This is a genomic window from Rathayibacter sp. AY1F8, assembly GCF_002932165.1.
Taxonomy (GTDB): domain Bacteria; phylum Actinomycetota; class Actinomycetes; order Actinomycetales; family Microbacteriaceae; genus Rathayibacter.
Map to the genome: position 1 here is coordinate 35,378 of NZ_PSVB01000005.1, position 13,207 is coordinate 48,584.

Below are 13,207 nucleotides of genomic sequence, written 5' to 3' on the forward strand. Positions count from 1 at the left end.
AAGGAGGCCGTCATGGGCCTGACCAGCAAGGGGCTCCCCGCGGGGGCTCTCGACCTCTCGCAGCTCGGACGCGCGGTCCTCGACCGCCGCCGCTTCCTCGGAGCGCTCGGCGTCGCCGCCTCCGTCCCGGTCCTCTCCGGCTGCGGCTTCGCCCCCGCGGGCCCCGCGGCGAGCGCCGGCAGCGACACCCTCACCTTCACCACCTGGGGCACCGACGCCGAGCTGGCCGGCTTCCAGCGCGCGATCGACGCGTTCCAGACGGCGAACGCCGGCGCCACCGTGAGCCTCAACGCGGTCCCGTACGAGCAGATGTTCACCAACATCGACGCGCAGCTGCAGGCGGGGAACCCGCCGGACGTCTTCCGGGTCCCGTACTACACGTTCGGCAGCTACGCCGGCCGCGACCAGCTCCTGGACCTGTCGGGCTTCCTCGACTCCGACGTCGCCGAGCGGTTCACCGATCCGGCCTGGGCCGCAGTGCAGAGCGGCGGGAGCCCCTTCGGCGTCCCCCACCACACCGACACCTCGCTGATCCTCTACAACACGCAGGTGCTGGCCGACGCGGGCGTCACCTCCTTCCCCGCCTCGCCCGAGGAGGCGTGGACCTGGGAGGAGTTCACCGAGGTCGGGCGGAAGCTGCGCGCCTCGCTCCCCGCCGAGCGCTACCCCTTCGCCTACAACTGGCAGGGCAACGGCGTCACGCGCTGGCTCAGCCTGCTCTTCCAGGCCGACGGCCGTTTCCTCACCGAGGACCTGTCCGGGCCCGCGATCGACTCCGCCGCCGGCCGCGCCGCGATCGACTTCAGCCGCAGCTTCTTCACCGACGGCCTCGTGCCGCCAAGCAGCTCTGTGCAGGCGACCACCTACGCCAGCGACCTCTGGTACTCGCAGACCACCGCGATGACCTTCGCCGGCGCGTTCCTCATCCCCGACGCCGACTCCACCCTCGACTTCGAGTGGGGCGCCACCTACTCCCCGCGCAACGTGCGCGGAGGCGGCGACTTCGGCGGCAACGCCCTCGTCGCGACCAAGGCCGCGAAGAACCCGGAGCTGGCCGCCTCCTTCCTCGCGTTCGTGACGGAGGAGGAGGCGATGCGCGACTTCTGCGCCGGCGCCTCCCTCCTCCCCACCCGTCGCGACCTCACGGAGTCGGGCATCGAGTTCGCCGTGCGCCCCGAGCTCGCCGAGGTGTTCCTCGGCCAGGCGGGCACCGTCCAGGCGTCCGACTCGGCGCAGGTCGCCTCGCCCGACATGGCCGCGATCATCACGGTGCTCAAGGAGCAGCTGGAGCAGGCCTTCGTCGGCGGGCGCAGCACCGAGGACACCATCGCCGGCCTCACCTCCGGCATCGCGGCCGCGACGAAGTGAGCCGGTCGGTCCTCGCGCCGGAGGCGGTGACCGCCCGCCCCCGGCGCACCTCCCGCGCCCCCGCCCGCGAGACGGCGGCCGCCTACGCGTTCCTCGCGCCGAACCTGCTGATGCTCGGCCTGTTCGTGTTCGTCCCCCTGGGCGGCGCGTTCCTGATCGGCTTCCAGCGCACGAACGGCTTCGGCGACGGCGTCTTCGTCGGACTCGACAACTACGCGCGGCTGCTCGGCGACGGCCTCTTCTGGCGCTCGACGTTGAACACGGCGCTGTTCACCCTGATCGTGACCCCGCTCTCGATGGCGCTGGGCCTCGGCGCGGCGGTGCTGATGAACTCGGTGCTGCCCGCGCGGCCGGTGTTCCGCAGCATCCTCATCCTGCCGATGGCGGTCTCCGGAGTGGCGACGGCGCTGATGGGCGTGCTGATCTTCGACGAGAACAGCGGCGTGCTCGACGGCATGCTCCAGACGATCGGCCTCCCCCGCATCGCCTGGCAGTCGGGCGGAGCGGCGGCCTTCGCCTCCGTGGTGCTCGTCACCCTGTGGTGGCGCACCGGCTTCAACATGCTGATCTACCTGGCGGGGCTGCAGGGGGTGAACCCGGCGCTCTACGAGGCGGCCCGGCTCGACGGAGCGAACGCGTGGCAGCAGTTCCGCCACGTGACGCTGCCGCTGGTCGGCCCGTCGTCGTTCTTCCTGCTCATCCTCAACGTCATCTACTCGTTCCAGGTGTTCGACATCGTCTTCGTGCTCACCGGCGGCGGACCGCAGAACGCGACCTCGGTGCTCGTGACCTACGCCTACGACACCGGTTTCGTCACCCGCGACCAGGGCTACGCCGCGGCCATCGGCATCGTGCTGCTGATCCTGACCATGATCTTCACCGCGGTGCAGTGGCGCACCAACCGCTCGAGGGACCTCGTCGAATGATCCGCACGTCGCGCACCTCGCGCCTGCTCCGCCTCGCCCTCGCCCTCGCCGTCTCGGTGGTCATCGTCTTCCCGCTGTACTGGATGGTCGTCGTCGCGTTCTCCTCGCGGTCCGAGCTGCTCGGCGGCACCCTCCGCCTCTGGCCGCGCGAGCTGACGCTGGTGAACTTCGAGCGGGTGTTCTCGTCGTTCCCCGTGGCGACCTGGTTCGGCAACTCCCTCGCGATCAGCCTGGTCACCGCGCTGATCACCGTGACGATCAACCTGCTCGGCGGCTACGCCTTCGCGCAGCTGCGGTTCCGCGGATCCGGAGTGCTCTTCCTCCTGGCCCTGTCGACGCTCACCCTGCCCGTGCAGGTGATCATGGTGGCGCTGTTCCGGCTCGTCACCGACCTCGGCCTCTACGGGAGCTACTGGGCGGTGATCCTGCCGACGGCGGCCTCGGCGTTCGGGCTGTTCCTGGCGCGGCAGTTCATCCTCGCGATCCCGCGGGACCTGATCGAGGCGGCCCGGATCGACGGCGCCGGGCACTTCCGCGTGTTCACGGCCATCGTCCTCCCCCTCTCGAAGCCGCTCATCGCCGTGCTCTTCTTCATGTCGCTGCTCGGCTCCTGGAACGACTTCGCCTGGCCGCTCATCGCCCTGAAGGAGAACGCGCTGTTCACGCTCCCGATCGGGCTGCTCTTCCTCCAGGGGCAGTTCGGCAGCGACTACGGAGCGACCATGGCGTTCGCCCTGGTGAACGTCGTGCCGATGGTGGTGCTGTTCCTGGTGTTCCAGCGCTACTTCGTGCAGGGCTTCGCGCGCAGCGGCCTCCGCTGACCCCGCGGCCGGGGGTGCGGATCGGTGCGCTGAGCGGCCATTCGTCCCCCCGTCCGGGGCCGGGAGTGTCAATCCCCCCGTTCCGCCGACCCGGCCGGCGCCGCCCCGCGGTACCGTCGTCGCAGGCGCCCACCTCGTGCGCTCCGGAGCGCACCGTTCGAGCGGAAGGCGGGATCGCCATGAGTACCGTCGCCGCGAACGCCGCCCAGCAGAAGGTGGCCGGCCGCTACTACCTGATCGAGCGCATCGGCTCCGGCGGGATGGGCTCGGTCTACCGGGCCCGCGACGAGACCGTGCAGCGCGAGGTCGCCGTGAAGGTGTTCCGCGCGGAGGCCTCGAACCCCGAGGACGTGGCCCGCCAGGAGCGCGAGGTGCGGATGCTGAGCTCCTTCGCCCACCCCGGCATCGTCAACCTCTTCGACGCGGGGCTGCACAACTTCGGCGGCGAGGTCCGCCGCTACGTCGTGATGGAGCTCGTCGCCGACCCCACGATGGAGGCGCGGCTCGAGTCCGGCCCCCTCCCGGCGGCGGAGGTCGCGGCGATCGGCACGCAGCTCGCCGAGGCCCTGGCCTACCTGCACGAGCGCGGCGTCGTGCACCGCGACGTGAAGCCCGCGAACATCCTGGTCAGCGAGGTCGCCTCCAGCGGCTACGCCCGCACCGCCAAGCTCACCGACTTCGGCGTGGCCCACTTCATGGACGGCTCCCGCCTCACCAGCGACGGCGTCGTGATCGGCACCGCGAGCTTCGTCAGCCCGGAGCAGGTCGCGGGCGAGCCGATCAGCGGAGCGAGCGACGTCTTCTCCCTCGGCCTGGTCCTCCTCGAGGCGATCACCGGACACCGGGAGTACTCGGGCACCGTCCTCGAGGCGGCGATCGCCCGCCTCCACCGCAGCCCCTCCGTGCCCGACACCCTGCCGGCGGAGTGGCGGGCGCTGCTGACCTCGATGACACAGAGGGACCCGGAGAAGCGGCCGACCGCCGACGAGGTCGCGCACCGGCTCCGCGGCGGGATGACGACGGGCTCGGCTTCGGGCCCGCCGACCGCCTCGGACTCGCGCGCGGCACGGATCCGGCGCTCCGTGATCATCGGCTCGAGCGTGGTCGGCGTCGGCGCGATCGCGGCGCTGTCGTGGATGCTCGGAGCGCTCGCCGGTCGCTGACCGACCGGGCGCGGGGCCCTAGGCCTCGCCGGGGAACGCGGGACGGAGCACGATCCGCGTCCAGGCGCCCACGTAGATCCGGTCGCCCTCCTCGACCTCGCGGCGCTGCCCGGCGGCGATCGGCGACTGCGGGAGCGGCGCCCCGGCCGGGGCGAGGTACGTGCCGTTCGCCGACTGCAGATCCTCGACCCACCAGCGGTAGCCGTCGGTGCTCAGCTGGCAGTGGCGCCGCGAGACACCGGAGTCGGAGCCGCAGTCCACCTGCGGCGAGATGCCGCGGGAAACGGACGGGCGGCCGACGAGCAGGGTGCGCTCGCGGAGGACGACGGTCGCGGGCGGGCCGGGCGAGGGCATGGGGTCGTCGGCGCGCTGCTCGGCGTACCACTCCGGGTCGACCCAGAGCTCGGCGATCCACGGGCGGTCCGGGTCCGCGGAGGCGGCGGCGGGGCGGGCGGAGCCGGTGGCCGGCGCGGACGCAGCCTCCTCCTCCGACGCTGAGGCCCCGGGTGCCGGGTCGGGGGCTGCGGCCTCGGGTGCAGGGGCCTCCGGGATCACCTCGGTCGGCGGAGCGGCGGGCGGCGCGGTCGCGACGGGGGTGTCGAAGCCGGCCTCCTGCTCCGGGACCAGCTCGGTCGGAGCCGCGGGATCGGCCTGCGGCGCGGGCGCCTCGCCCAGGTGCTGGGCCGGGTCCCCCGACGGCGTCGCGGAGCCGCCGACCTCGCCCGGAGCGCGGACGGCGCCGGAGGAGGTGAACGGATCGGCCTCGGGGAGGGAGCCGGTCGTGAAGTCGTAGCCGCAGTTCTCGCAGAACAGGGCGCCGGGCTCGTTCGGGAACGAGCAGTGCGGGCAGACCGAGGGGCCGGTCGGGATCGCGGTGGTCGGCGCGGCGGGAGCGGGCGACGGGGCCGCAGCGGCACCGATGGGCGCCCCGCAGACGTCGCAGTAGTCCCCGGACTGCGAGGTGTGCCCCTCGGGGCAGCGGAAGCTCACTTGCGCACCCGCGTGGTCTTGGTCGACGCGGTGTCCAGCGCCATCTCGTCGAGGCGGTCCACGCCGCGCTTGAGCCGCACGGTGCCCTCGTTCGGGTTGTCGATCTCGACGACCTTCCGCAGCTTCGCGGTCGCCTCGTCGTTCCCGGTGACGGAGGCGAGCTGCACCGCCCGCCCGAGCTTGACCGTGGCGGTCGCCTCGTCGCCCCGCGCCTTGGCCGCGAGCCCATCCTGGATCGCGGAGGCGAGCTCGGTCTGGCCGGTGTAGTGGGCGACGGCGGGGTCGATGCGGGCGGTCAGGGCGGAGTCGTCCGTCCAGCGCGCCTTCACCAGGGCGGAGGCGACCACCTCGTCGCGCACGCTGAGCTGCACCCGCGCGGCGAGCTGCTCCGAGCCGACCGGCTTCGACGCGACCCGGACCGCCACGTGGTACTCCCGCGACTCGTCGCCCCAGGCGCCGGTCGGGTAGGCGCCGGTGAGCGGGTTCACGGCGTTCCGCCGGGAGCTGAGGTCCTCGAGGTTCGGAGCGACCTGGCGGACGAAGAGCAGCTGCGCGCCCTGCGGAGTCCAGACGCGGAGCTCGCCGTTGGCGACTCCCCGGCCCATCGACGCCCGCATCAGCGACTCGAAGTCGGCAGCCATGTCGGCCGGGTTCGCGATCAGGCCCACGGTGCCCAGCAGGGCGCTCGCGATGGTGCGCGCCTCCTCGACGATCCAGCGGGAGCCGACGCCGCGCACGTCGCACTGGAAGTCGCCCGACGCCGCGCGGATCGCCGCGTCCAGCTGCATCCGCGACTCGTGCTCGTTCTTGCCGTCGGTGAGGAGGATCGCGTGCCTCTGCGTCGCCTCCGGCACGGTCGCGAACAGCTGGCGGGCGAGGGTCAGCCAGGTGCCCATCGCGGTGCCGCCGTCGGCCTGGAGGTAGCCGATCGCCTCCTTCGCCGCGGCCCGCGCCCCCGGCTCCATCCGCACCATCGAGACGGTGGCGTTGGGGTACGGGAAGGCGCGGTCGGCGCGCTCGGATCCGGCCACGACGGCGAAGAAGGTGCCGTCCAGGATCTGGTCGACGGCCACGGCGGCGGCGCGCTTCGCGGCCGTCATGTTCTCGCCGGTCATCGATCCGGAGCAGTCGACGATGATGATCTCGGCCGCGGCCCCGTCGGACCCGGCGACCCCCGTGCCGGACGCGGTCACCGTGACGATGGCGTGCACGTCGGTGGCGCCGTCCGAGAGGAACTCGTTCTGGAAAACACTCGCGCTGAACTCCGCCATTCCGGCAGTTTACGGGGACGCCCGGCCCGAGCGGCCCTCCATCGCCGAGGATCGGCCGGGCATCGCGGCCCGACGCCTGCACGACAGCTGTCGGGGCGGGCGGAGGCGGGTCGAGCGCCGCCGGAGCGCCCCCGTCAAGCCCGCCGCGGCCGGACACCGCCGGTGCCAGGGTGGAGCCGTGCCTCCCTGGACCCTCGCCCTCGCCAGCGGCGCCATCGGCGGCGCCACCCTCCTGATCGGCGCCGCGCTCGCCTGGTTCGTGCGCGTGCCCCCGAAGCTCACCGCCGCGATCTCCGCGTTCGGAGCAGGGGTGCTGATCTCGGCGCTCGCCTACGAGCTCGTGCAGGAGGCGGCGGACGACGGAGGACTGCTCCCGACGATCCTCGGCACGCTCGCGGGAGCCGTCGTCTTCGTCGGCGCGGACGCGCTGCTCACCCGCGCCGGCGCGGGGAACCGCAAGAGCGCGAAGGGGTCGGGCGGAGGAGGAGGCGCGGCCATCGCGGCCGGCGCCCTGATCGACGGGGTCCCCGAATCGATCGTGCTCGGCCTCTCAGTCGCCCAGGGCGGAGCGGGAGCGGCGATCAGCGTGCCCATCGTCGCCGCGGTCGCGATCTCGAACCTCCCCGAGGGCCTGTCCTCGACCGTCGGCATGAAAGCCGACGGCCGCTCCGCCCGCTACGTCTTCACCGTCTGGGGCGGAATCGCCGCGATCTCGGCCGCCGCGGCGCTGGTCGGCTTCCTGGTCTTCGCCACCGCACCGGGCGCGGTCGTGGCCTTCGTGACGACCGTCGCCGCCGGCGCGATCCTCGCCATGATCTCGAACACGATGATCCCCGAGGCGTTCGACCGCGACGACGTGCTCACCGGGCTGTACGCGGTCCTCGGGTTCGTGACGGCGTTCGCCTTGCACAGTGCTGGTTAGGACGCCGCTCCCCGCGCGGCGTCCCGCAGTCGGCTCCAGCGCGGGGCCGGGTCCCGAGGAGCGGGTCGCGCACGGCGACGCGGATCCGCTGGAACGCGGATCCCCGGATACGCCTCGCGAGGACGCCGCTGGTTAGGACGCCGCTCCCCGCGCGGCGTCCCGCAGTCGGCCCGAGCGCGCGGCCGGGTCCCGAGGAGCGGGACGCGCACGGCGACGCGGATCCGCTGGAACGCGGATCCCCGGATACGCCTCGCGAGAACGCCGCTCCCCGCGCGGCGTCCCGCAGTCGGCTCCAGCGCGCTGCCGGGTCCCGAGGAGCGGGACGCGCACGACGACGCGGATCCGCTGGAACGCGGATCCCCGGATACGCCTCGCGAGAACGCCGCTCCCCGCGCGGCGTCCCGCAGTCGGCTCCAGCGCGCTGCCGGGTCCCGAGGAGCGGGACGCGCACGACGACGCGGATCCGCTGGAACGCGGATCCCCGGATACGCCTCGCGAGGACGCCGCTCCCCGCGCGGCGTCCCGCAGTCGGCCCGAGCGCGCGGCCGGGTCCCGAAGAGCGGCAGGCGCACGGCGACGGGGATCCGCTGGAACGCGGATCCCCGGACACGCCTCGCGAGGACGCCGCCGCCTGCGGAACGGAGTGCGGTCAGCCGCTGAAGGCGGTGAGGGCGTCGTCGAGGATGCCGAGGCCGCGGGCGACCTCAGCGGGGGTGATGACGGCCGGCGGGACCACGTGGATCCGGTTGTCGGCGGTGAAGGGCAGGAGACCGTGAGACAGCAGGTCGGTCTTGAGGCGGGCGACGGAGGCCGCCGGCAGCGGGGTGCGCGCGGCCCGGTCGGTGACCAGCTCCAGGGCCCAGAACACTCCGGAGCCCCGGACCTCGCCGATCAGGTCGTGCTTCGCCTCGAGCGCCGCCAGGCCGGGGGCCAGGTGCTCCGAGCCGATGGTGCGCGCGTTGTCGACGATCCCCTCCTCCTCCATCGCCTCGAGCGTCGCGACGACGCTGGCCGCGGCGAGCGGGTGGCCCGAGTAGGTGAGACCGCCGGGGAAGACGCGCTCGTCGAAGTGGTGGGCGATCGGATCCGAGATGACGACGCCGCCGATCGGGACGTAGCCCGAGTTGACGCCCTTCGCGAAGGTGATCAGATCGGGGCGCACGTCGAAGGCGTCGAAGGCGAACCACTCCCCCGTGCGGCCGAAGCCCGCCATGACCTCGTCGAGGATCAGCTGGATGCCGTACCGGTCGGCGATCTCGCGCACACCCGCGAGGTAGCCGGGCGGCGGGGTGAGCACGCCGGCGGTGCCGGGGATGGTCTCGAGGAGGAACGCGGCGATCGACTCCGGCCCCTCCGCCTGCACGACGCGCTCGAGGTGGTGGAGGGCGCGCTCGCACTCCTGCTCGAGGGTCTCGGCCCAGAACTCGCTGCGGTACAGGTAGGGCCCGAAGGCGTGCACGTGCCCGCGGGAGTACTCGTTCGGGATGCGGCGCCAGTCGCCGGTCGAGACGATCGCCGCTCCCGTGTTGCCGTGGTACGAGCGGTACAGCGAGACGACCTTGTCGCGGCCGGTGAACAGCCGCGCCATGCGGATCGCGTTCTCGTTCGCGTCCGCGCCGCCGTTGGTGAAGAAGACCTTCTCCATGCCCTCGGGCGCCCGCTCGGTGATCAGGCGGGCCGCCTCGGCGCGGGTCTCGTTCGCGTAGGCGGGGCCGACGGTGGTGAGGACGCCCGCCTGCTCCTGGATCGCGGCGACGACCTTCGGGTGCTGGTAGCCGATGGTGACGTTGACGAGCTGGCTCGAGAAGTCGAGGTAGCGGGTGCCGTCGACGTCCCAGACCTCGGCGCCGAGACCGCCCGCGATCGGCAGCGGGTTCAGCGCGCCCTGCGCCGACCAGGAGTGGAACACGCGGGACCGGTCGGCGGCGGTGACCGAGGCGTTGTCGCGGACGGTGGGGGCGGTCGAGGACGTCATGCTCCCCATCGTGCCGCGCGCACCTCGGAAGCGGGCGTGCGGATCCGTCGATCCGCGGACCCTACAATGGACGGAACGTCGAAGGGAGCCGCGCATGCCCGCGACCGTCCGCGATCTGCTGGCCGAACCGGCCTTCCGCCTCCGCGTGCTCGCCGGCGTCCACGACGAGGCCGACCTCGACGCCCCTCTGGTGTGGGCGCACTCCTCGGACCTCGTCGATCCGACGCCCTGGCTCGAGTCGGGCCAGCTGCTGCTGACCGACGGCGTCCACTTCACCGGGCACGACAGCGCCGAGTTCTCGGAGGAGTACGTCGCCCGGCTGCGCGGCCGCGGCATCCGCGCGCTCGGCTTCGCCACCCGCATCGTGCACGACGAGGTGCCCGCCGCTCTCGTCACGGCGTGCGAGCGCCAGGGCCTGCCGCTGCTGGAGGTGGCGGACCTGACTCCGTTCATGGGGATCATCCGCTTCGTCGCCGACGTGATCTCGCGGGAGCAGCGCGAGCGGCTGGAATGGTCGCTCGAGGCGCAGCGGCGGGTCGCCCGCGCGGCGCTGCGGCCGGACGGGCTCGCGGCGATCCTCACCGAGCTGGAGCGGCAGCTGGACTGCTGGGTCGCCCTCTACGACGCCGCCGGGCAGAGGGTGCACCTGCCCACCCGGCTCGACGTGCCGGCGGAGGAGGCGGTCGCCGCGGCCGCGAGGCACGCCCTGACCCGCGGCAGCCGAGCGGGACTCCGACTCGACGACGGCGGCGGAGTGACGCTGCAGACGATCGGGCGCCGCGACCACCTGCGCGGGGTGCTCGCCGTGGGCACCGGCACGCCCCTGGACCCGGCGGGCAGCGACCTCGTCGCGAGCGTCATAGCCCTGGCGAGCATCGCGCTGGAGCAGCGGCGCGCGCTGGACTCCTCCCGCCGGCAGCTGCGCTCCGGACTGCTCGAGCTGCTGGCCGCGGGAGCCTTCGACGTCGCCGAGAGCACCGCACGGCGCCTGGGGAGCCCGCTGCCCGCCGAGCCCGTGCGGGTGGTCGTGCTGAGCACGCCCGTGCACGGCGACTCGCTCCTCGACGAGCTGGAGGTCGTGGCGGAGGAGGACGGCGCGCGCCTGTTCTTCGCCGAGAGGGACGGCTCGCTCGTCGCCGTGGCCGCCGCCGACGGACTCGGGCCGCTGACCGCCGTGCTGGAGCGGCACGGCGCGAGCGCCGGCGCCTCCGCCCCGATCGGCTGGTCCGACCTGGACCGGGGCCTCGAGGAGGCGCGGCGCGCCGCCGAGCGGACAGGAGACAGGACGGTGGTCCGCTTCGAGGACGTCGCCGCCGAGGGGATGATCGGGCTTCTCGCCGCCGCCGGAGCAGCACCGCTCGCCCGCCGGATGCTCTCACCGCTGCTGACCCCCGAGGGAGCCGTGCTGCTCGAGAGCGCCCGCGTCTGGCTCCGCCGCAACGGCGCCTGGGAGCCCGCCGCCCGCGACCTCGGCGTGCACCGTCACACCCTCCGCAACCGCATCACCGCCGTCGAGCGCGCCCTCGGCCTCGACCTCGACGACGTCTCCGCCCGCACCGAGCTCTGGACGGCGCTGCGGCTGCACTCATAGCCTCTCTCCTCCTTCGTCGTCGGTCGGCCGCGGTCGGCCTCAGAAGGTGGGGACGATGGGAAGAGCGGGTCGCGTACCGCGCACGACGATCCGCTCCCACGCGGATCGCCGGTTGCGCGGTGCTCAAGAGCCTCTCTCCTCCTGCGTCGTCGATCGGCCGCGGTCGGCCGGGGAGGTTGGTCGCGTTCCGCAGAGCGGGTCGCGTACCGCGCACGACGATCCGCTCACACGCGGATCGACGGTTGCGCTCGGCGGTGCTCAGGAGCCTCTCCGGTCGACCGAGCGCGTCCCGCCGGCGCGGAGCGCAACCGGCGATCCGCGTTCCAGCGGATCGTCGTGCGCGGAACGTTCGACGCCCTCGAAAACGGAACCACCCTCCCACGCCGACTGCGGGCGATCGACGACGAAGGAGGAGAGAGGCTCACCAGCGCCGCGACTGCGGGCGATCGACGACGCCAGGAGGAGAGAGCCTCACGAGCGCCGCGGAGCGCAACCGGCGATCCGCGTCTCAGCGGATCGACGTGCGCGGAACGCAGGACGCTCTGCGAGACGCGACCACCCTCCCAGGCCGACTGCGGGCGATCGACGACGCCAGGAGGAGAGAGCCTATGAATTCTGCGGGAACCCGAGGTTGATGCCGCCGTGGGAGGGGTCGAGCCAGCGGCTGGTGATGGCCTTCTGCTGGGTGAAGAAGCGGACGCCTTCTGCTCCGTGGGCCTTGGTGTCGCCGAAGAGGGACGCCTTCCAGCCGCCGAAGGAGAACGTGGCGACGGGGACGGGGATGGGGACGTTGATGCCGATCATGCCGACCTCGACCTCGTTCTGGAAGCGACGGGCCGCTCCTCCGTCGTTGGTGAAGATGGCCGTGCCGTTGCCGAACGCGCCGTTGTTGATCAGCGCGACGCCCTCCTCGTAGGAGGCGACGCGGACGATGGAGAGCACCGGGCCGAAGATCTCCTCCGTGTAGGCGCGGGAGGTGGTGGGGACTTTGTCGAGCAGGGTCGGGCCGAGCCAGAACCCGTTCGCGTCGCCGTCCACCTCGATGCCGCGGCCGTCGATGACGACCTCCGCGCCGTCCTCCTCCGCGATCGCGATGTAGGAGGCGACCTTGTCGCGGTGCGCCTCGGTGATCAACGGGCCCATGTCGCAGCCACGGCGGCCGTCGCCGATGCGCAGCTTCGACGCCCTGTCCTGGATCCTGGTGATGAGCTCGTCGGCGACGGGCTCGACCGCGACGACGACCGAGATCGCCATGCACCGCTCCCCCGCCGAGCCGAAGCCGGCGTTGATGGCGGAGTCGGCGACGAGGTCCAGGTCCGCGTCGGGGAGCACCAGCATGTGGTTCTTCGCCCCGCCCAGCGCCTGCACCCGCTTGCCGTGCTTCGTGCCCGTCTCGTAGACGTACTGCGCGATCGGGGTGGAGCCGACGAACGAGATCGAGCGCACGTCGGAGTGCTCGAGCAGCCCGTCGACGGCCTGCTTGTCGCCGTTGAGCACCGTGTAGACGCCGTCGGGAAGGCCGGCCTCCTTCCAGAGGGCGCCGAGCCAGATCGCCGGGGACGGGTCCTTCTCGGAGGGCTTCACCACGACGGTGTTGCCGGCGGCGATGGCGATGGGGAAGAACCACATCGGCACCATCGCCGGGAAGTTGAAGGGGGAGATGATCCCGACCACGCCCAGCGGCTGCTTGGTCGAGTAGACGTCGACGCCCGTGGAGACCTGCTCCGAGTACTCGCCCTTGAGGTGGTGCGCGAGCCCGGTCGCGAACTCCACGACCTCCTGGCCGCGAGTGATCTCGCCGAGCGCGTCCGAGACGACCTTGCCGTGCTCCGACGTGATCAGCTCGGCGAGCTCCTGCTTCTTCGCCTCGAGGAGCTCGCGGAAGCGGAAGACGATCTGCTGCCGCTTCGCGAGCGACGTGTCGCGCCAGGCGGGGAAGGCGGCCTTCGCGGAGGCGACGGCGGCGTCCACCTCGGCGGAGTCGGCGAGCGCGACCTCCTTGGTCGCGACTCCCAGCGCCGGGTCGTAGACGGGAGCGGTGCGGCCGGACGAGGAGGCCGAGGGAGCCCCGTCGATCCAGTGGCCGACGACGGACAGGGCGGTGGCGGGCTCGGCGATGCTCATGGCGACGACTGTAGGGGCGTGATCACGGCCGCGGGGGTGCCGATCCGTCCAGCGGT

The 13,207-nt window shown here is 72.9% G+C and carries 10 protein-coding genes; 6 read left to right on the forward strand and 4 right to left on the reverse strand.

What is annotated here, in order from left to right:
* Positions 1-12: 12 nt before the first annotated feature.
* The 4 genes from C5C35_RS05710 to C5C35_RS05725 all read left to right on the forward strand — a co-directional run bounded on the left by C5C35_RS05710 (position 13) and on the right by C5C35_RS05725 (position 4,278).
* The gene (locus C5C35_RS05710) at positions 13-1,368 is read left to right on the forward strand and encodes a sugar ABC transporter substrate-binding protein (protein ID WP_104258102.1); all 1,356 of its coding nucleotides are present in this window, start codon (positions 13-15) and stop codon (positions 1,366-1,368) included.
* A complete protein-coding gene (locus tag C5C35_RS05715; protein WP_258063347.1) occupies positions 1,365-2,294 on the forward strand; it encodes a carbohydrate ABC transporter permease in 930 nt (309 codons plus the stop codon). Before C5C35_RS05710 ends, C5C35_RS05715 begins: the two co-directional genes overlap by 4 nt.
* Complete coding sequence (locus C5C35_RS05720) at positions 2,291-3,115, forward strand: carbohydrate ABC transporter permease (RefSeq protein WP_104233145.1); 825 nt, start codon at positions 2,291-2,293, stop codon at positions 3,113-3,115. Before C5C35_RS05715 ends, C5C35_RS05720 begins: the two co-directional genes overlap by 4 nt.
* A 179-nt stretch (positions 3,116-3,294) precedes the next feature.
* Positions 3,295-4,278, forward strand: coding sequence for a serine/threonine-protein kinase (locus C5C35_RS05725; protein WP_104258101.1), 984 nt, complete (start codon positions 3,295-3,297; stop codon positions 4,276-4,278).
* An 18-nt stretch (positions 4,279-4,296) separates the two neighbouring features.
* Here C5C35_RS05725 and C5C35_RS05730 read toward each other — a convergent pair whose 3' ends face one another.
* Together C5C35_RS05730 and C5C35_RS05735 are read right to left on the reverse strand one after the other, a co-directional pair.
* Positions 4,297-5,268, reverse strand: a complete 972-nt coding sequence (locus C5C35_RS05730) for an FHA domain-containing protein (protein ID WP_104258100.1) — start codon at positions 5,266-5,268, stop codon at positions 4,297-4,299.
* Positions 5,265-6,539, reverse strand: coding sequence for a VWA domain-containing protein (locus tag C5C35_RS05735; RefSeq protein ID WP_104238603.1), 1,275 nt, complete (start codon positions 6,537-6,539; stop codon positions 5,265-5,267). The genes C5C35_RS05730 and C5C35_RS05735 overlap by 4 nt, the downstream gene beginning before the upstream one ends.
* A 178-nt stretch (positions 6,540-6,717) precedes the next feature.
* On the opposite strand from C5C35_RS05735, the gene C5C35_RS05740 reads away from it, so the two are divergent.
* Positions 6,718-7,461 (forward strand): ZIP family metal transporter, encoded by a 744-nt coding sequence (locus tag C5C35_RS05740; RefSeq protein WP_104223842.1) that lies wholly within the window; start codon positions 6,718-6,720, stop codon positions 7,459-7,461.
* Positions 7,462-8,110: 649 nt separating this feature from the next.
* Here C5C35_RS05740 and C5C35_RS05745 read toward each other — a convergent pair.
* Positions 8,111-9,436, reverse strand: coding sequence for an aspartate aminotransferase family protein (locus tag C5C35_RS05745; RefSeq protein WP_104262732.1), 1,326 nt, complete (start codon positions 9,434-9,436; stop codon positions 8,111-8,113).
* A 94-nt stretch (positions 9,437-9,530) separates the two neighbouring features.
* Between C5C35_RS05745 and C5C35_RS05750 the strand changes: the two genes are divergently transcribed.
* Positions 9,531-11,027 (forward strand): PucR family transcriptional regulator, encoded by a 1,497-nt coding sequence (locus C5C35_RS05750; RefSeq protein ID WP_181134138.1) that lies wholly within the window; start codon positions 9,531-9,533, stop codon positions 11,025-11,027.
* Positions 11,028-11,633: 606 nt separating this feature from the next.
* Here the strand turns inward: C5C35_RS05750 and C5C35_RS05755 are convergent.
* The gene (locus tag C5C35_RS05755) at positions 11,634-13,151 is read right to left on the reverse strand and encodes a CoA-acylating methylmalonate-semialdehyde dehydrogenase (protein WP_104262734.1); all 1,518 of its coding nucleotides are present in this window, start codon (positions 13,149-13,151) and stop codon (positions 11,634-11,636) included.
* Positions 13,152-13,207 lie beyond the last annotated feature (56 nt).

Bases quoted from the DNA above. Each gene is read 5' to 3' on its own strand.
- C5C35_RS05710 (WP_104258102.1), top strand. From the start codon at position 13: ATGGGCCTGACCAGCAAGGGGCTCCCCGCGGGGGCTCTCGACCTCTCG.
- C5C35_RS05720 (WP_104233145.1), top strand. From the start codon at position 2,291: ATGATCCGCACGTCGCGCACCTCGCGCCTGCTCCGCCTCGCCCTCGCC.
- C5C35_RS05725 (WP_104258101.1), top strand. From the start codon at position 3,295: ATGAGTACCGTCGCCGCGAACGCCGCCCAGCAGAAGGTGGCCGGCCGC.
- C5C35_RS05735 (WP_104238603.1), bottom strand. From the start codon at position 6,539: ATGGCGGAGTTCAGCGCGAGTGTTTTCCAGAACGAGTTCCTCTCGGAC.
- C5C35_RS05745 (WP_104262732.1), bottom strand. From the start codon at position 9,436: ATGACGTCCTCGACCGCCCCCACCGTCCGCGACAACGCCTCGGTCACC.
- C5C35_RS05750 (WP_181134138.1), top strand. From the start codon at position 9,531: ATGCCCGCGACCGTCCGCGATCTGCTGGCCGAACCGGCCTTCCGCCTC.
- C5C35_RS05755 (WP_104262734.1), bottom strand. From the start codon at position 13,151: ATGAGCATCGCCGAGCCCGCCACCGCCCTGTCCGTCGTCGGCCACTGG.